Below are 18,905 nucleotides of genomic sequence, written 5' to 3'. Positions count from 1 at the left end.
TTTGACCTTACCCCGCTGAGTGCACCAATCGCAAGTTAGTAATTTCGCTGTTTTCAGTGTGATGCAATTGCCGGAATTGGTCCGGGGCCATTTGCCCAAGGGCACTGTGCGAGCGAACCGAGTTGTAATCAATTCGCCATACTTCGATGCGTTCACGGGCCTCTTGCAGGTTGCGAAACGCATGCTGGTTTAAACATTCTTCGCGCAATCGTCCATTAAAGCTCTCGATGTAGGCATTTTCGATAGGTTTTCCTGGCCGAATAAATTGTAGCTTCACACTGCACTGGTGTGCCCAGGAATACGTTTCCCTTTATTGCTTATACAGCGTTGCTCGCCGCAGCAGATCCATCAGGATCTGCGGGATTTGAATTTCGAGGGATATTACGATAGAGAGGCAGCCTTCGCTAGGGTATGGCGGGCGGTTCAAACTGACCGAGTCAATTCAGCAAGCAAAAGAACAAACTGGATTTTCGTTGTTTCGAATTTTGAGTGCAGTGATTCGGGCCTGTTCAAGTTAAACGAGACTGTCCAGTCGGTGTTAGCGCTAACAAAATTTGTCATTTTTTTTGTTTTTCGATTAACTTTCTGTCCATATCCTGGTGGCACAACTTCGAATCACCTTCGGCCTTTTCGCCTGAATTCGTTCTACTGCGTGTTCGGTATTCGACGTGGCACGGATAGTGCTGACATGTTTCCTTGTGACAACTATCGCATGCGAAAAATATGACATCTCTTTTTAAAAAACAATTCTTTATAACGATCTCTGCCTGCCTGATACTCAGCGCGTGTGGTGGCGGCACGAGTGATGCCGGAACAGGCTCTTCCTCAACCGGCACGGGGACCACTTCAGCCGGCACAGGTTCCACGCCAACCGGCACGGGTTCCACGCCAACCGGCACGGGCTCTACGCCAACCGGCACGGGGTCTACGCTAAATAATGGATCCGGTGGCAGCTCGACCGGCAGCGCGGCGGCCACCTGGACCAGCGTCAAGTGGGGCGGCGGCGGCTATGTCGACGGCCTGATCTATCATCCGACGTCGCCGAACGTCTTGTATGCCCGGACGGACGTTGGCGGCGCCTACCGCTGGAACCAGACCACGTCGCAATGGGCGCCCATCACCGATGGCCTGCGTTTCGGCCAGGCCGAGTCCGCCTTCCACGACGTCGAAAGCATCGCCCTCGATCCCACCAACGACCAGCTCGTCTACTTGGTCGGGGGCAATGGCGGCAATGGTCGGCTGTATATTTCCGGCGACAGCGGCAACAGTTGGACGTGGGTCAGCCTGCCGTTCACGGTGAACGGCAACGGTGAGGGTCGGGCGATCGGCGAGCGCCTGATGCTCGATCCGACCAATCCGTCGACGATGTTCTACGGTTCGCGCAATGCCGGCCTGTGGAAGAGCGCGGACTCGGGCCACACCTGGGCGCAGGTCACGGGCTTGTCTTCCTATACGATGAACTCGACCGCGATCGGCATCGAGCAGATCATCTTCGACAATGGGAACGTGGGCGGCGGCCAGACGACCTGGAACATGTGGGCTGCGGTCGCTCCCGACTACGCCAACGCGGCGGGCCTGACCTCGACCTTCTACCGGTCCAGCAACGGCGGCTCTTCATGGACGCCGGTGGCGGTGCCGGCCGCGGTCGCCGGGTATTACATTCCGCACTTCGCGCGCGCCGCCGATGGGATGTACTACGTGGTGTTCAACAAGAACGCAGGCCCGGGCGGCGACGGTCCCGGCTACCTCTACAAGTATAGCGGTCTTAGCGGCGTCTGGACCTTGCTTAGCACCACCATCACGGGCGGCTACGGCGGCGTGTCGGTCTACGGCAGCGGCCCGGGCACTCGCGTCGCGCTGGCTGTGACCGATACCTGGACCGATTTCCCCGGCCAGAAGATCACCCAGTTGTCCGACGACGCCGGTAGCACCTGGCGCGAAATCGAGTCCCAGATGCCTCACACGCAGACCACCTCCGGGTACTGGGGCTGGAACGATGACGTCGAGATCGATCCGAACAACCGCGACCACATCATGCACCTTGACGGCCCCGGCGTCTGGGAGACGATGAACGCCTCGTCGGCGACACCGAGCTGGACCCTGAAGGTGAACGGCATCGAGGAGACTGTCATCCTGGCCGTCACCACCCCGCCAGCCGGTGCGACGTACAAGCTCATCAGCAGCGCGGGCGACATCGGCACCTGGGTCCAGACGGACCTCGCGACGATGCCGGCCAAAGGTCCCACCACGGGCTGGACCAATGGCAATTCGGCCGACATGAGCTGGTCCGATCCGCAATACATTGCCGCTGTCGCCACCACGAACGGGTCCGGCGGTGCAGGATACGGGTACTGGTCGGGCGACGGCGGCGCCACGTGGGCGAACTTCGCCACCCTGCCTGCCGGCGCCGCGGCCGATGGGCGCGAAGCGTCCAACATCGTTGTCACTGCACGCAACAAGGCGATCTGGGCGCCGTCCAATGCGGTGCCGTCCTACACCACCGACAACGGCGCCAGCTGGACGGCGACGAATCTCCCCGCGCTGACAGTGTTCGGCGGCTGGACGCGCGCCTACCGGCTTGCGGTGGACCGCAAGAACCCGAACAAGGTCTACGCCTACGATTCGGGCGGTGTATGGTGGTCGGGAACGCCAGGCAGGGTCTATGCCTCGACGGATGGCGGCCATACTTTCACGCTGAGCCAGGGCTCGGTGTCGGCGGGGCTGCGCGCCAATCCGTGGCACGCCACCTCGATGGCCGTCAATCCGAACGTCGAGGGCGATGTCTGGCTGGCTGACGGCGATACCGTGTACCACTCGGTCGACTCGGGCGCCACTTGGACCAAGCTCAACAACTTCGCGTCTATCTTCAGCAACGGCAACGGCTCGCCCGACGCGCAGGGCGCCAGTGTGGTGGCCCTGGGCAAGGCAGCCGTTGGCGCGCCGTACTCGGCCGCAATCTACGTGGTAGGCGTGATCAACGGCCAGTGGGGCGTGTGGGAGTCCGACAATGCAGGCAGCACCTGGACCCGCTTTAACGACGATACCCACCAGTTTGGCGGTATCGGCGTGATGACGGCTGACTGGAACGTCTACGGCCGGATCTACGTCAGCGGCACGGGCCGCGGCTTGCTGTATTCCAATTAAGATCGCCTGATCGCGGGTGGACGAGGGCGGCTGCGGTCGCCCTTGTTATTTTGGGTCGCTGGATAGCGACGCTGGCGCGGTTGACGCCCTGGCGCAATCCGCCGGGCATCTTGGCCCAGATGGCGTGCTACGGCAAGACGGTCAAAAGCTGTTGGAACGGTGAGAAAAAAGGGATTCTGAAATTTCCGCCGGTTTGGGCGTAGAACCTCAGTTAATGAGCCAAACTAGAGGATTGAACCGACACCATGAGCCGGCGCGCGCAGTCATCCCCCGCCACGCCTGCCCGCTAAATTGGGCGGTTTCGACTCAAATTTCCGAAAGTGACGCACATAGCAGAAACCCGCCGGCGCAGGGCGAAAATACGTTGCGAGAGTGAGACGCAAAACGACGCACGCGGTGGGGTAACACTGAGCGGGATAGTGTGAGCGGGGAAAAGCTGATTTTAGTACCCAGATTAGCCGCGATATAGCGGCGTATCCTGACACATTAGGAGACACAAAAACAAGAGGGGCGGAGGGATTTTGGAATTTTTGAAACGTTAAAAAACAGTGCGGCGCATCAGTTGAAATTGCAGGTCGCAATTTTTTGCATTATTTCCAGATCCTTGTTTGATTAACGACGATGTTACCGCAAGCAGGCAATGAAGTAGAGCCATAAGATTTTCTTTAGCCTTGCCGAAATTATTCTCGCTTGTGGATAATCCGCCAACAGGGGATATTTCCGTCTTCACAAGACTTCATGCGATATCCGCAAAAAACCATGAGCAAATTGAAACTACTGTCCTTTTCAGCCTGTATTCTCGCCGCCGGCAGCTGTGCCGCCGCCAGCCTCGACCAGTCCGGCATCAAGGCTACCGTAGACAGCGCCATCCAGCCGCTGATGCAGAGCTACGGCATCCCGGGCATGGCGGTCGCCGTCACCATCGATGGCCAGGATTATTTCTATAACTATGGCGTCATGTCGAAGGAAACCCGGCAACCCGTTACCAACAAGACGCTCTTTGAAATCGGCTCGCTGAGCAAGACTTTCACGGCAACGCTGGCTTCTTATGCCGAGGTCGACGGCAAGCTCTCGTTAAGCGACAGCGCCAGCAAATACCTGCCGTCCCTGCGCGGCAGCAGCTTTGACAATGTCAGCCTGCTGAGCTTGGGAACGCACACTGCCGGCGGCCTGCCGCAGCAAGTCCCGGACAATATCGGCAATACCGAACAGCTGATGGATTATTTCAAGCATTGGCAGCCGGCCCATGCCGCCGGCACATACAGGAAATATTCAAATTTGAGTATCGGGTTGCTCGGCATGATTACCGCCAAGAGCATGGATATGTCTTTTGAGGACGCTATTGAAAAGAAGCTTTTCCCCGAATTGGGAATGACGCACAGCTATATCAATGTGCCAGCCGGCCAGATGCAGGATTATGCCCAAGGCTACACCTCAAAAGATGTCCCGGTCAGGGTGAATCCAGGCGTGCTGGCGTCTGAAGCCTACGGCGTGAAATCCGGTTCGGCCGACTTGATCCGCTTCATCGGCGCCAACATGCAGGCAATCAAGCTTGAAGCGAAATTGCAACGCGCAATCACCGGCACGCACACGGGATATTTCGGTTCGGGAGAATTTACGCAGGACCTGATCTGGGAACAATATGCCTATCCGTTAGAACTGAAGCAGCTGTTGGCAGGCAACGCCACCACCTCCCTCTACGACGAATTGCCAGCTGCGAGGCTCACCCCTCCGCTGCCTCCGCAAGCAGACGTGCTGATCAACAAGACCGGCTCCACCAATGGCTTTTCAGGCTACGTGGCTTTTGTGCCGGCCAAAAAGATCGGCATCGTGATCCTGGCGAATAAATCCTATCCCATCGACCAGCGGGTCACTGCGGCGTACCGGATATTGACCCGGCTGGATAGCGAGGCCGCATCGAAAAATTGACCGTCAGCCCCTAAGGAATCGAATCGGCTGGCGCTGGCGGCGCGGCGGCGCAATTCCGGCCGCGCCGACTTTACTCCCAAGAAAGCCTTGGAATCCGGTAATATTCTCGTATCGATTTGTCATCAGGCATATCAGAGTCAATCTACCAGAGACCACATGCGAATTGCCAAACTACCCGCCAGGCTTTCCCTCTGCTTGCTGGCCCTGACCCTCGCAGCCTGCTGCCGGACCAGCCAGACCAACTGTGAGGCAACCACGCCGAATACCGAAGCCGGCAGCACCGACGGCAGCGGCAGCAAGGTCCGTTTCAACCAGCCTGGCGCCATCGCCGTCGATGCCGGCGGCAACCTGTTCGTAGCCGATACCGCCAACAACACCATCCGCAAGATCACCGCCGCCGGCGATGCGAGCACGCTGGCCGGCAGCGCCGGCAATAGCGGCAGCAGCGACGGCAACGGCAGCCTGGCGCGCTTCAACCAGCCGGGCGGCATCGCTGTCGATGCAGCCGGCAACCTGTACCTTGCCGACACCCAGAACCATACGATCCGCATGGTCACCAGCGCCGGCTTGGTGACCACCATCGCCGGCCGCGCCGGCCAGGCCGGGCAGGATGACGGCACGGCGGGCAACGCACGCTTCAACCAGCCTTGGGGCGTGACGCGCGATGCCGCCGGCAATCTCTACGTGACCGATACCGGCAACGCCACGGTGCGCAAGATCACCGCGGCGGGCGTGGTGACGACGCTGGCGGGCAGCGCCGGCAACCAGGGAAGCTCCGACGGCGCCGGCACCCGTGCGCAATTCAACCTGCCGCGCGGCATCGCTCTCGACAGCGCAAGCAACCCCGCAGCCAACCTGTATATCGCCGATACCGGCAACAACACGATCCGCAAGATTGACCAGAACGGCGGCGTCAGCACCCTGGCCGGAACCGCAGGCAGCTCAGGCAGCGATGACGGCAGCGGGCAGCGCGCCCGTTTCAGCCAGCCGTACGGCCTTGCAATAGACAGCGCCGGCAACATCCGCATCAGCGACAACGGCAACCAGCTGATCCGCACCGTGTCCGTGACCGGCGTGGCCAGCACCCTGGCCGGCGCGGCCGGAACCGCGGGCGACGCCAACGGCAGCGGCAGCAAGGCCAGCTTCAACCAGCCCAAGGGCATCGCTGCCGATGCGGCCAACAGCATCTATGTAGCCGACACCGGCAACAACCTGATCCGCAAAGTGACGACCGATGGCCAGGTCAGCACCTTGTTCAGCAGCGGCAGTTCTTCATCCTGCCTGTGCCTTTTCAAGTTCTAGCGCACAGCCCGCCGGCAACGCCTGCCTTGCCTCAATAACAAGCCCTGCGGGCGGCTTCCGCCGCCCCTGCTCCTCTCCGCGTACAAATCGCAACAAACGCGATAAGCCTGTTGACATTGCCCCGGCCCCATCTGTAGTATGCATATACATGGATGCATATGCATCAAAAAGGACTGCCCATGATGAAAAACGAATGCAGCTGCACGACGCTGCGCCAGCTGACGCGCAAGATGACCAATATCTACGATCATTATCTTGCCGCCGACGAACTCACCATCAGCCAGTATTCATTGCTGGCAAGGATCGGCAAATACGGTCCGATCGGGGTGATCCCGCTGGCGCACAACATGGGCATGGACCGCAGCACCATGAGCCGCACGCTCAAGCCCCTGATCAGCGCCGGCTGGATCGAGACCGTCGACCTGCCGCTGGAGATGCTGACCGACAAGCGCTCCTTCGGCGTCCGCCTGAGCGCGGAAGGCGAGCGCAAGTGGCGGCAGTCCAAACCCAACTGGCGCAAGGCGCAAGATGTCATCAATACGATATTGGGCGACCAGACCCATCATGCGCTGATGAGCCTGGTCGATGATGCAAACGTGAAATTCGAACAAAGCGAAAACGCCATTTTATGAACCAGACCATACAAGCCATCATGTCGCGCACACGTTTCAGCTACGTGTGGATCATCGTCGGCATCACTTTCCTCGTATTGCTGGCCGCCGCCGGCATCCGCGCCACGCCGTCGGTCATGATCCTGCCGCTGGAACATGAATTCGGCTGGAGCGTCACCACCATCTCTTTCGTCATTTCGGTCAACATCGCACTGTACGGCCTGATCGGGCCGTTCTCGGCGGCAGCCATGCAGCGCTACGGCATCCGCCCTATCGTGCTGGGGGCGCTGGTGCTGCTGGCAGTCGGCACTTTCGTCAGCACCTTCATGACCATGCCCTGGCACATGGTGCTGGCCTGGGGCATCCTGGTGGGAGCCGGCAGCGGCGTCGCCGCCAATACGCTGGCGGCCACCATCGTCAGCCGCTGGTTCGAAACCCGGCGCGGACTGGCGATGGGCTTGCTGACCGCCAGCTCGGCCACCGGCCAGATGGTGTTCCTGCCCTTGATGGCGTACATGGTCGAACATTTCGGCTGGCGCTCGGTAGCCATCCTGGTGGCCAGCGTAGCGGCGCTGGCGATCCCGCTGGTGGCAGTGTTCCTGCCGGAGCGGCCGCAGGACATCGGCATGAAACGCTACGGCCAGTTTGAAGAGCTGCCGCCGGACACGGCCAGCAAATCCAAGAATCCTTTATCCATCGCCTTCGAAGCCTTGGGGAAAGCGGTGAAAATCCGCGACTTCTGGCTGCTGTTCTTCAGCTTCTTCATTTGCGGCATGAGCACCAACGGTTACATCGGTTCGCATTTCATCGCCATGTGCGGCGACTATGGCATTTCCGCCGTCGGCGGCGCCAGCATCCTCGCCACCATGGGCCTGCTCGACCTGTTCGGCACCACCATGTCAGGCTGGCTGTCGGACCGTTTCAATGCGCGCGTGCTGCTGTTCTGGTATTACGGCCTGCGCGGCATTGCGCTGATTTTCCTGCCGCACGCCTTCGGCCTCAGTTATTTCGGGCTGCCGGTCTTCGCACTGTTTTACGGCCTCGACTGGATCGCTACCGTGCCGCCGACGGTTCGCCTGGCCAACGATGTGTTCGGCCGGCTGGCCGCACCTATCGTGTTCGGCTGGATCGTCGCCGGCCACCAGCTGGGCGCCGCCAGCGCCACCATGCTGGCCGGCTCGCTGCGCAACAGCCTGGGCAGCTACACCTTGTCGTCGGTATTGATGGGCGCGGCTTGCATCGTCGCCGCGGTGATGGTGTTGCGCATCAAGGGCCACCATGCCGGCGGCGACCTGATACCGGCCATGCCTGTAACGAATCGTTAAGAGCGCCCTGTTTCTTTCCTTCGCCAAGGAAAGAAGCAGGCTGGCTGCGCCAGGCACGCCACTGCTGCCAATACACCTGAACAAATTACGATATCAAGCGCTTTCCTGCCGCTTACAAACCGTTTTGTAACTTAGCCCCGCCATTACCATTCGGTATCCACAAATAGTTACAACCTGATACGAAACGTTACCTCACTGCAAGAACCTGCGCACTAGAATCTGTATAAATCATATATACAAAGACGTTTTGTGCAACGTTCCATAAATTCATGCAAAAAAAAGAGGCGTTATGGGTAGTCGTTTCAACAACCTGACGGTCGTCGAAAGCGAGACCCTGCAGAGGGCATTCCGGGCGGAAGATTTGCATCCGCAACTCTTCGCAGTGACCCGGACCGATCGCGCAAAACTGAACGGCCATGCTGCCAAGGTCATATGGCTCACCGGCCTGTCCGGTTCAGGCAAATCGACTATCGCCAATGCCCTTGCGATGGAATTGCACGCAATGGGCAGGCATTCCTACATCCTCGACGGCGATAACGTCCGCGCGGGGTTAAACAGGGACCTGGGATTTTCCGACGCCTGCCGCGCCGAAAACATGCGCCGCATATCCGAAGTCGCCAAACTGATGATGGATGCAGGACTGATCGTTATCACCGCGTTCATTTCGCCGTTTCACAAGGAACGGGAAATGGCCAGGGAGCTGATTGGCGACGCCGATTTTATCGAGGTATATATCAACACACCGCTGGCTGTGTGCGAGCAAAGAGACCCAAAAGGCTTGTACCGGAAAACAAGGTCAGGGCAGTTGAAGAACATGACCGGCATCGACAGTCCCTACGAAGCTCCAGAACACCCAACCGCAGTTATTGACTGCGGCGCCACCACGGTTGAGGCGGGAGTCGGCCTCCTCCTCAACCTGCTTGATCGATCGTCGAAATGATTAATCCGCATTCCATCGGGGAGGATGACAATCCTCCCGTCATCATCCATTACCACATCTTCAAGAATGCAGGCAGCAGTCTGGATCTGGCGCTGCAGCAGCATTTCGGAAATCAATGGACGACCTACGAAGGCAGTCACGCGCACGATCTGAGAACGAGCGCGGACATAGGCAAGTTCCTGAAAGCCAATCCAGCGATAAGAGCGCTGTCCAGCCATCTGGCGCGGCCGCCGCTGCCGCATGGCAATGCGCTGCCGATCGTTTTCTTGAGGAATCCGCTGTTACGGGCTCGCTCAGTGTACGAATTTACCCGCAAGGATCCGGGGCAGCCATTCAGGGAAGCAACGACAGGTACTTTTGCAGACTACCTTGACTGGGCTTTATCCGGCGCGCCGGGCGGCGTCGTGATTCGCAACTACCAGGTCATCCATCTGTCTTCAGCGTCCTTTGCCGACCAAGGCATACTCGCTGCGCAGGCAAGCGATGCAGACCTGCTGGAAGCACAGGCGCTCCTGCAAAGCTGGAAAGCGATAGGCATAGTCGAGAAATACGCACAATCGCTCGAGGTTATCGAGCATGCATATCGCCAGGTTTTCCCGCAGCTGGCGCTGCAACCGGAACACGTCAATCGCTCAGATACGACAAGCCGGGAAGATAGCATCAGGGACGAAATCGGCGAACGCCTGTATCTGGAGTTCAACCGGCAAAACCAACTGGACAACCAGCTGTATCGATACGCCACGGAGAGACTTGCAGATTTGTGCGCTGCCTACGAGGTAGGTCAAGCGTATGAAGCTGCGTAGCCGGCAAAGGCGCAGCCTGCCGGTTCCTTGAATCAGCCGTGGCCTGGCCTGGCCTGCACGGCCCTCACGATGTCGTCGGTCATTTGCCGCGAATTCATGATGACCGTGTGGATGGTGGGCAGCAGCTGCACCGGTATTTCCCCCAGCTGTACTTCCTTGACCGACAGGATGCCGTCGTTCGGCTCGTCGCCGAACGGCATCCAGTTGCCGCGCGGCCCCTTGGTGCCGGCATACACGCGCAACGGGATATCCGGAACCGGCAAGGTATCCATGAAATCCTGGCGCGCCAGCAACTGCCCCATCTCGCCGGTCAGCAACCTGAACAGGCGCCACTGCGCCAGCTTCATGGCGTAGCTGGAAGCCTTGGTCGGCGGCGCCAGGAACACGCCCAGTTCCGGCTGCCGCGCCAGGTGCGGCAATGCGGCCCGCGTCAAGACACAGCCGAGCGAATGGCCGATGACGATGAAGCGCTGGTCGCCGGTGCGCGCCGCAATGAATTTGCGCAAGCGTTCGACGCAGGGCAGCCAGCGCTCAAAGGCGGCCGAATAGGCAAACAGATGGGTTGTCATGCCGGCCGCGCGCAGACGTTTGGCGAGCAGCAGCATCGATACCGGCGTGCGCCCCATGCCATGCACCAGGATGGCGTGTACGCCGGCGCTACCGGGCCGTTGGGCGTCCATGGCTGCGGCTAATCTTTCTTTTGCAGCTGCTTTTCAAAAGCGACATCCAGCTTGCTGATGCGCTTCGGTTTTTGCGGTCCGTAAGCGTTGACGAACTTGACGAAATCGTCCAGCTCCAGCGCTTCGCTCAAGCGGATCGGCGCTTCGAAGCCGGCGTTCTGCGTCAGGTAAAACAATTCCTCCGCGGTCCTCACCATTGAATAGCGTACATCGGTGCTGCGGGCATTGAGACGTTCGACCGCCGCCGTAGCTCGGGTTGATCTCATTGCGTTCTCCTGGTATTTGACATCTGTTCCAACATTCCTTCGTCTACAGTTCGCGCTGGCTGGCGAAATGGCGGCGCCGTCCGTCCAGCGGATCGGCGAAAGCGATTTCGCGCGCCAGCAGTTTCAAGGGCGCCGACAAGTCATCGCCTTTGCATGGATGGGCGTCGGGATAAAAGGCATCGTTGATGATCGGTATCCCCAATGCTGCCATATGCACGCGCAGCTGATGTTTCTTGCCGGTCAGCGGCTGCAGCCGGTAAAGACTGCAGCTCGCGCGCTGCTCGATCAGCTCGATGCGGGTTTCCGAATTGGGCTCGCCGTCCACTTCCTGCATCCGGAAAAAAGGCGTGCCGTCCACCATGCGGCTGCGGTAGACCAGAGGCAGCGCCAGGTCCGGCGCGGCCGGCGCCAGCGCCTCGTAGGTCTTCTCGACCAGCCGTTGCTGGAACAGCGACTGGTAGGCGCCGCGGCTGGCCATGTCGTGCGAAAAGATCACGACGCCGGCGGTTTCCCGGTCCAGCCTGTGGATCGGCGTCAGGTCGGCCAGCCCGGTCTTTTTTTTCAGGCGCACCAGCAAGGTCTCGTGCAGGAAACGCCCGCTCGGGATCACCGGCAGGAAATGCGGCTTGTCGGCCACCAGTATCCGCTCATCCTGGTACAGGATGATTTCTTCAAACGGGATCGGCGTTTCGGCCGGCAATTCGCGATAATAAAAAATGCGGGCGCCGCGCCGGTAAGGACTGTCCGGCGCCAGCCGCGCGCCGTCGCCGTCGACCACCTCGCCGCGCGCCATGCGCGCCACCCAGGTGGCGCTGCCGACAGCCGGGAATCGCTGTTCCAGGAAACTCAGCAAATCAGGCCATTCGCCCGCCGGCAGCCACAGATAGCTTGGTGCAACGCCATCGACCACCGGCAGCGGCTGGCGTTGCGGCGCCATCACAGTACCCGTTGCCAATAACCGACGTCGATCCAGCGATCGAATTTCTTGCCGACCTGGGCGAAATGCGCCACCTTTTCGTAGCCCATTTTTTCGTGCAAGGCGACGCTAGCGGCATTCGGCAAGGCGATGCCGCCGATCACCACATGCACCGGCAATTTCTGCAGCTCGGCGATCAAGGCCCGGTACAGTGCGCTGCCGAGCCCCTTGCCGGCAGCGTCAGGCGACAGGTATACCGAAGTCTCCACCGCATGCTGGTATGCCGCGCGCGTACGCCATTTGGTGGCGTACGCGTAGCCGAGGATCTGTTCGTTTTCGACGCATACCAGCCACGGGAAGCTGGCGGTGATATCCAGGATGCGATGTTTTATCTGCTCGAGCGTCACCGGTTCGGTTTCGAAACTGATGAAGGTATCGCGGATGTAAGGATTGTAAATGTCGCAAATGGCGGCGGCATCGGCAATGGCGGCCGGACGGATTGTATGGGTCATGGCAAAAAACTCAGCTTATACGGGTGAATGCACAATCATACCGCGCAATCGCCCGCGCCGAGGACATCGGCCAAATACGCCGCATCAAGCCAGCAAGGCTTCCCTGATCTGCTGCAGGGAAGCAGGATCTTCGATCGTGGTCAGGTCGCCCGGATCGCGTCCCTCGCAGATCGCCTGGATCGAACGGCGCAGCAGCTTGCCGGAACGGGTTTTCGGCAGCAGGCTGACCACATGCACCCGCGCCGGCCGGCCGACGCTGCCGATCTGCTTGTCGACCACGCCCATGATCTCCGCTTCCAGCGCAGCCCGCGCCTGCGCCGTATCGACCGCCTGCCGCGGAATCACGAAGGCCACCGCCACCTGCCCTTTCAGCTTGTCTTCGACGCCGACCACGGCCACCTCCGATACATTCGGATGGCTGGAAATGCTTTCCTCAATTTCGCGGGTGCCCAGCCGGTGGCCGGCGACATTGATGACATCGTCGGTGCGTCCGAGGATGAAGTAATAGCCGTCGTCGTCGCGGATGCCCCAGTCGAAGGTTGAATAGGCGCGGTTGCCCGAGCCCGGCACTTGCGTGGCCCAATAGGTATCGATGCAGCGCTGGTCGTCGCCATAGATGGTTTGCATGCAGCCCGGCGGCAACGGCCATTCGATCACCACCACGCCTTTTTCATTGGCGCCGCATAACTCGCCGGTGGTTTCGTTCAACAGCCGCACCTTATAGCCGTACATCGGCACGCCAGGGCTGCCCAGCTTGCCCGGCCTGCTGTCGACATTCCTGGCGATGGTCATGATCGGCCAGCCGGATTCGGTCTGCCAATAGTTGTCGACGACGGGCACCCCGAGCGCCGATGCAATCCAGCTGGAAGTGGTTTCGTCCAGCGGCTCCCCGGCCAGGTACAGCGCCTGCAAGGACGACAGGTCGTACTTCTGCATCAGCTCCGGAGGCTGCTTTTTCAGCACCCGGATCGCGGTCGGCGCCGAAAACATGCGGGTCACCTTGTACTTTTCAACGATGCTCCACCAGACACCGCCGTCGGGACGGATCGGCAACCCCTCATACAGCACCGTCGCCATGCCCGCGATCAACGGCCCGTAAACGATGTAGGAGTGGCCGACCACCCAGCCGATGTCGGAGGTGCAGAAAAATGTCCCGCCCGGCTTGCTGCAAAAGATGGTGTCCATGGAGGTCGCCAAGGCCACCGCGTAACCTCCCACATCGCGCTGCACGCCCTTGGGCTTGCCGGTGGTTCCCGAGGTGTACAGGATGTAAGAAGCTTCGTTAGATTCCAGCCAGGTCACCGGCACCTTGGCGTCGATATGCTGCTGCCGCAGCTCGGCATAATCGACATCCCGCCCAGCGGCCAGCGCCATCGGCGCCAGGCTGCGGTTGACCAGCAGCACGTGCGCCGGCTGATGCCGGGCCAGCTTGATTGCTTCGTCCAGCAAACCCTTGTACGGCAATATCTTGCCGGCGCGCGAACCGGCGTCGGCCGAGACGATCAGCTTGGGCGTGGCATCGTCGATGCGGCTCGCCAGGCTGTTCGAAGCGAAGCCGCCGAACACCACCGAATGGATGGCGCCGATGCGGGCGCAGGCCAGCATGGCGAATACCGCCTCGGCGATCATCGGCATGTAGATCAAGACCCGGTCGCCGCGTGCCACGCCCAACCCATGCATGATAGCGGCCATGCGGTTGACCTCTGCATGCAGTTCGCGGAAGGAATAGGTCTTTTCAGTGCCGGTCTCGGTGGAAATCGCGATCAGGGCCGGCTGCTCGCCGCGCGTCGCCACCCAGCGGTCGACCGCGTTGTGGCACAGGTTGGTGGCGCCGCCGGCAAACCACCTGGCGAACGGCGGCCGGCTGTCGTCGAGCACTTGCGAGAACGGGTGGTGCCAGTCGATGCGCCTGGCTTGCTCGGCCCAGAAGGCGGACGGATCGTCGATCGAGCGCTGGTAAAAGGTGGCGAAACTCATGCTGTCTCCTCGCTTCTTGAAAAGAATCGTAGGGCTGGAAGGCGAACGCCTTCCGCCTTGCATGCTTCTGCGGCATGTCTTGGCAAACCACTGCGGACAAATGCAACAGCGCCCCGTCAAAGCGGGGCGCTGCCTGGTTTAGATCACATACAGGTCAACATATTCGTTGACTGCCATGTCTTCCAGTTTTTTCTGGTCCAGCGACACTTCCAGTATCTTCTGCTGCTGCTTGGCCGACAGCTGGCGCGCCAGGTTGACCTTGAACTTCGCTTCCAGCAGCGGAATGCCATCCTTGCGGCGGCGTGCGTGGCCGATCGGATATTCGACCACGATTTCCTTGAGTTTCTTGCCATCCTTGAATTCCACGGTCAGCGCATTAGCGATAGAACGCTTCTTTGGATCGTGGTAATCCTTGGTGAATGCCTTGTCTTCGACGCAGACGATCTTGTCGCGCAAGACGTCGATACGCTTGTCGGCGGCGATCTTGTCTTCATAGTCGCCGGCTGTCAGGCGGCCGAAAATCAGCGGCACCGCAACCATGTACTGGATGCAGTGGTCGCGGTCGGCCGGATTGTTCAGCGGCCCCTTCTTGTCGATGATGCGGATGCAGGCTTCATGGGTGCGGATGGTGATTTTCTTGATGTCTTCCACCGACTTGCCGGCCTTGGCCAGTTCGGCATGCAAGGTCATGGCCGCTTCCACCGCGGTCTGCGAGTGGAATTCGGCCGGGAAGGAAATCTTGAACAGCACGTTTTCCATCACGTACGATTCATACTTGCGCTGGAACTTGAAGGGCTGGCCTTTGAACAGCACGTCGTAAAAACCCCAGGTCTTGGCGGTCAGCACCGACGGGTAGCCCATTTCGCCGCTCTTGGCGATCAAGGCCAGGCGCACCGCGCGCGAAGTGGCGTCGCCGGCTGCCCAGGATTTGCGCGAGCCGGTGTTCGGCGCATGGCGGTAGGTGCGCAGCGACTGGCCGTCGACCCATGCCAGCGATACCGCGTTGAGGATTTCTTCACGCGTCAGGCCCATCATTTCGGCCACTACCGCGGTCGACGCAACCTTGACCAGCACCACGTGGTCGAGGCCGACCTTGTTGAAAGAATTCTCGAGGGCGATGCAGCCCTGGATTTCGTGCGCCTTGATCATCGCGGTCAGCACATCCTTCATCTTCAGCGGCTTCTTGCCGGCAGCGATGGCGTTGCGCGAGAGCCAGTCGGCGGTAGCCAGGATACCGCCCAGGTTGTCGGATGGATGACCCCATTCCGCTGCCAGCCAAGTGTCGTTGAAATCCAGCCAGCGGATCATGGCGCCGATGTTGAAGGCAGCCTGGATCGGATCGAGCTGGAACTGGGTGCCCGGCACTTTGGCGCCGTTAGGCACCACGGTGCCCGGCACGATCGGTCCCATCAGCTTTTTGCAAGCCGGATACTCCAACGCTTCCAGGCCGCAGCCCAGGGTATCGATCAGGCAGTTGCGGGCGGTATCGTAGGCTACTTTGGATGTGATCTTGTATTTGGTCACGTAGTCGACGATATCGACCAGCACTTTGTCGTATTTTGGGCGGACGTTGGAGATGTGAGCGGACATTGTTTTCCTTGATGATGAAAAATTAAAACGAACAATTACAACCAAAAAAAATTACAGCAGAAATACCCCGCCGCCGCTCCTGCAACGCCGTCCCGGTTCAGGGCATCAGCGCAGCTTGCACTCGTTGGCCAGTTGCTGTCCCAGCTTGGAATTGAGCAGCATCGACTTGGCCGGGATCTGGATCCACACCAGGCCGCTGGCCTTGTCTTCCAGGCGCACCGCGCCGGTGGTGGTGCTGACCGTGGTCATCGGATAGCTGCGGCCTTTCCAGGTCAGCTTGACATCGCTGCCGGCGCCGGCCAGGTCGACCCGGTTGCCCAATTCGCAATAGAAATTACCGGTCAGCAGGCTTGCCGACGGCGCCGGCTCCAGCTTCAGGAGGTTCGGCAAAGCCGGGGCCGGCTTGGTATCGGCCAGCGGCACGCTGGAGCCGCAGGCAGCCAGCAAGGCGGTAAGTGTCAAAGCGGAAGCGATACGGTAAGTATTCAATGCGTTAAAAGCGATCATATGGTCCCGGCCCTAAGGCGTTAATTGAGTAAGCAGCGGATAGTTTCCATCGCTTACGCGATGGAAACATCTATTGGCTCGCTCCTGCGCCAGTATTGCCATTTTGCATACGGGCGCTATTTGCGTTTGCCAATCGGAACAAATTTTAAATCTTCTGGGCCCACATAATTCGCCGATGGACGAATAATCTTGTTGTCTATCCTTTGCTCGATAATGTGCGCCGCCCAGCCGGAGGTGCGGGCAATCACGAACAACGGCGTAAACATGGCGGTCGGCACACCCATCATGTGATACGAAACGGCCGAAAACCAGTCCAGGTTGGGGAACATTTTCTTGATGTCCCACATCACCGTTTCCAGCCGCTCGGCGATATCGAACATTTTCAGGGAGCCGGCATCCTTGGACAGGTTGCGCGCCACTTCCTTGATCACCTTGTTGCGCGGATCGGAGATGGTGTACACCGGATGGCCGAAGCCGATCACCACTTCCTTGTTTTCGACGCGCTTCTTGATGTCGGCTTCTGCCTCGTCCGGGTTGTCGTAGCGCTTCTGTATCTCGAATGCGACTTCGTTGGCGCCGCCGTGCTTGGGGCCACGCAAGGCGCCGATGGCGCCGGTGATGGCCGAATACATGTCGGAGCCGGTGCCGGCAATCACGCGGCCGGTAAATGTCGACGCGTTGAATTCATGTTCGGCGTAGAGGATCAGCGAAGTGTGCATCGCTTGCTCCCACAGCGCGGACGGTTTTTCGCCGTGCAGCAGGTGCAGGAAATGGCCGCCTATCGATTCGTCGTCGGTTTCGGTTTCGATGCGCTTGCCGTTGTGGCTGTAGTGGTACCAGTACAGCAAGACCGAGCCGAGCGAGGCCATCAGGCGGTCGGCGATATCGCGCGCGCCAGGCGTATTGTGATCGTCTTTTTCCGGCAGGACGCAACCCATGGCGGAGACGCCGGTGCGCATCACGTCCATCGGATGCGAGGATGCCGGCAGCCACTCAAGCGCCGCCTTGACATTGGCCGGCAGCCCGCGCAGGGCTTTGAGCTTGGTTTTATAGGCTTTCAGTTCAGCGCCGGTAGGCAGTTTTCCATGCACCAGCAAATGCGCGATTTCTTCAAATTCGCAGCTGTCGGCGATATCCAGGATATCGTAGCCGCGATAGTGCAGGTCGTTGCCGGTCTTGCCGACGGTACACAGTGCGGTATTGCCGGCGGTGACGCCGGACAGGGCTACCGATTTCTTGGGTTTGAAGGTTGCCGCTGCTGCAGGCTGTTGCTCACTCATGTGTCGTGCTCCTATGCGATTTATTTGACCAGGATTCAAATACAGGATGCCGGTTATTTCGCCTTCTGCTGCGCAAACAAGGCATCCAGCTTTTGCTCGAATTCGTGATAGTTGATGCGTTCGTACAGTTCGGCGCGGGTCTGCATGGTGTCGATCACGTTTTTCTGGGTGCCGTCGCGGCGCAGCGCGGTGTAGACGTTTTCGGCAGCCTTGTTCATTGCGCGGAAAGCTGACAAGGGATACAGCACCAGGCCGACATCGGCGGATTTCAGTTCATCGACCGTGAACAGCGGAGTCGCGCCGAATTCCGTGATGTTGGCCAGCACCGGCACCTTGACCGCGGCCGCGAATGTCTTGTACATGTCGAGCTGGGTGATCGCTTCCGGGAAGATCATGTCGGCGCCGGCTTCGACGCAGGCCACCGCACGTTCCATCGCGGCTTCCAGGCCCTCCACCGCCAGCGCATCGGTGCGCGCCATGATGACGAAGTTGTCGTCGGTGCGGGCGTCGACGGCAGCCTTGATGCGGTCCACCATTTCCTGCTTGCTGACGATTTCCTTGTTGGGCCGGTGGCCGCAGCGCTTGGCGCCGACCTGGTCTTCGATATGCATGGCGGCGGCGCCGAACTTGATCATGGCCTTGACCGTGCGCGCCACATTGAAGGCGGAAGAACCGAAACCGGTATCGACATCCACCAGCAGCGGCAGGTCGCAGACATCGGTGATGCGCCGCACATCGGTCAGGACGTCGTCCAGGTTGGAGATGCCGAGGTCCGGCAAGCCCAGCGAACCGGCTGCAACGCCGCCGCCAGACAGGTAGATCGCCTTGAAACCGGCGCGCTTGGCCAGCAAAGCGTGGTTAGCGTTGATCGCGCCGACCACCTGCAACGGCGATTCGTCACGAACGGCCTGCCTGAATGCAGCGCCTGCGGAATATTGCGTCATATCGTCACCTTGTCTCGAACGGGTTTCATGGGGAAACCGATACAGCAATATTGCAATCGCCATGCCATGGCCGGCATGAACCGCGGCAATTCCCCGTCCGTTTCCCAAGCTGCGACGACTATTTATTTGGAATCAGGCACTTGCGTGGATCGCCTCGGAGTCATCGAGCGATTGCATTG

Annotated in this window: 16 protein-coding genes and 1 pseudogene; 7 read left to right on the top strand and 10 right to left on the bottom strand. The window is 59.9% G+C overall.

Going from position 1 to position 18,905, the window contains the following annotated elements; genetic code table 11:
- Positions 1–7: 7 nt before the first annotated feature.
- Positions 8–298 (bottom strand): annotated as a pseudogene (locus BM062_RS12950) (transposase); the annotation flags it as partial.
- A 425-nt stretch (positions 299–723) separates the two neighbouring features.
- Between BM062_RS12950 and BM062_RS12945 the strand changes: the two are divergent.
- From BM062_RS12945 to BM062_RS12915, 7 genes are all read left to right on the top strand, one after another.
- On the top strand, positions 724–3,144 hold the full coding sequence (locus tag BM062_RS12945; protein WP_092397428.1) for a WD40/YVTN/BNR-like repeat-containing protein: 2,421 nt from the start codon (positions 724–726) through the stop codon (positions 3,142–3,144).
- A gap of 738 nt (positions 3,145–3,882) precedes the next feature.
- Positions 3,883–5,073 (top strand): class C beta-lactamase, encoded by a 1,191-nt coding sequence (ampC, locus tag BM062_RS12940; RefSeq protein ID WP_092397426.1) that lies wholly within the window; start codon positions 3,883–3,885, stop codon positions 5,071–5,073.
- Positions 5,074–5,229: 156 nt separating this feature from the next.
- Entirely contained in the window at positions 5,230–6,375 is a 1,146-nt protein-coding gene (locus BM062_RS12935; protein WP_092397424.1) for an NHL repeat-containing protein, read from the top strand.
- A gap of 179 nt (positions 6,376–6,554) precedes the next feature.
- Positions 6,555–7,007, top strand: a complete 453-nt coding sequence (locus BM062_RS12930) for a MarR family winged helix-turn-helix transcriptional regulator (RefSeq protein WP_254785059.1) — start codon at positions 6,555–6,557, stop codon at positions 7,005–7,007.
- Positions 7,004–8,311: an MFS transporter gene (locus BM062_RS12925; RefSeq protein WP_092397422.1), complete on the top strand. Its 1,308-nt coding sequence runs from the start codon at positions 7,004–7,006 to the stop codon at positions 8,309–8,311. Before BM062_RS12930 ends, BM062_RS12925 begins: the two co-directional genes overlap by 4 nt.
- A 289-nt stretch (positions 8,312–8,600) precedes the next feature.
- Positions 8,601–9,251, top strand: coding sequence for an adenylyl-sulfate kinase (gene cysC, locus BM062_RS12920; RefSeq protein ID WP_092397420.1), 651 nt, complete (start codon positions 8,601–8,603; stop codon positions 9,249–9,251).
- On the top strand, positions 9,248–10,054 hold the full coding sequence (locus BM062_RS12915; protein ID WP_092397418.1) for a hypothetical protein: 807 nt from the start codon (positions 9,248–9,250) through the stop codon (positions 10,052–10,054). Before cysC ends, BM062_RS12915 begins: the two co-directional genes overlap by 4 nt.
- 32 nt (positions 10,055–10,086) lie before the next feature.
- On the opposite strand, the gene BM062_RS12910 is transcribed toward BM062_RS12915, so the two are convergent.
- From BM062_RS12910 to prpB, 9 genes are all read right to left on the bottom strand, one after another.
- Positions 10,087–10,734, bottom strand: coding sequence for an esterase/lipase family protein (locus BM062_RS12910; RefSeq protein ID WP_092397416.1), 648 nt, complete (start codon positions 10,732–10,734; stop codon positions 10,087–10,089).
- 8 nt (positions 10,735–10,742) lie between these two features.
- Positions 10,743–11,000: a hypothetical protein gene (locus tag BM062_RS12905; protein WP_092397414.1), complete on the bottom strand. Its 258-nt coding sequence runs from the start codon at positions 10,998–11,000 to the stop codon at positions 10,743–10,745.
- A 43-nt stretch (positions 11,001–11,043) separates the two neighbouring features.
- A complete protein-coding gene (locus BM062_RS12900) occupies positions 11,044–11,937 on the bottom strand; it encodes a pseudouridine synthase (protein ID WP_092397412.1) in 894 nt (297 codons plus the stop codon).
- Positions 11,937–12,428: an arsinothricin resistance N-acetyltransferase ArsN1 family B gene (locus tag BM062_RS12895; RefSeq protein WP_092397410.1), complete on the bottom strand. Its 492-nt coding sequence runs from the start codon at positions 12,426–12,428 to the stop codon at positions 11,937–11,939. Before BM062_RS12895 ends, BM062_RS12900 begins: the two co-directional genes overlap by 1 nt.
- Positions 12,429–12,512: 84 nt before the next feature.
- Complete coding sequence (locus tag BM062_RS12890) at positions 12,513–14,405, bottom strand: propionate--CoA ligase (RefSeq protein ID WP_254785058.1); 1,893 nt, start codon at positions 14,403–14,405, stop codon at positions 12,513–12,515.
- Positions 14,406–14,543: 138 nt separating this feature from the next.
- Entirely contained in the window at positions 14,544–15,995 is a 1,452-nt protein-coding gene (locus BM062_RS12885) for a bifunctional 2-methylcitrate dehydratase/aconitate hydratase (RefSeq protein WP_092397406.1), read from the bottom strand.
- Positions 15,996–16,100: 105 nt separating this feature from the next.
- Positions 16,101–16,502, bottom strand: a complete 402-nt coding sequence (locus BM062_RS12880; protein WP_092397404.1) for a hypothetical protein — start codon at positions 16,500–16,502, stop codon at positions 16,101–16,103.
- A 116-nt stretch (positions 16,503–16,618) separates the two neighbouring features.
- Positions 16,619–17,782 (bottom strand): bifunctional 2-methylcitrate synthase/citrate synthase, encoded by a 1,164-nt coding sequence (prpC, locus tag BM062_RS12875; protein ID WP_092397402.1) that lies wholly within the window; start codon positions 17,780–17,782, stop codon positions 16,619–16,621.
- Between the two features lie 53 nt (positions 17,783–17,835).
- Positions 17,836–18,726, bottom strand: coding sequence for a methylisocitrate lyase (gene prpB / locus BM062_RS12870; RefSeq protein ID WP_092397400.1), 891 nt, complete (start codon positions 18,724–18,726; stop codon positions 17,836–17,838).
- Positions 18,727–18,905 lie beyond the last annotated feature (179 nt).

Source organism: Collimonas sp. OK412, from assembly GCF_900112135.1.
GTDB lineage: Bacteria > Pseudomonadota > Gammaproteobacteria > Burkholderiales > Burkholderiaceae_D > Collimonas > Collimonas rhizosphaerae.
This window is presented reverse-complemented; position numbering and strand designations above follow the sequence as displayed.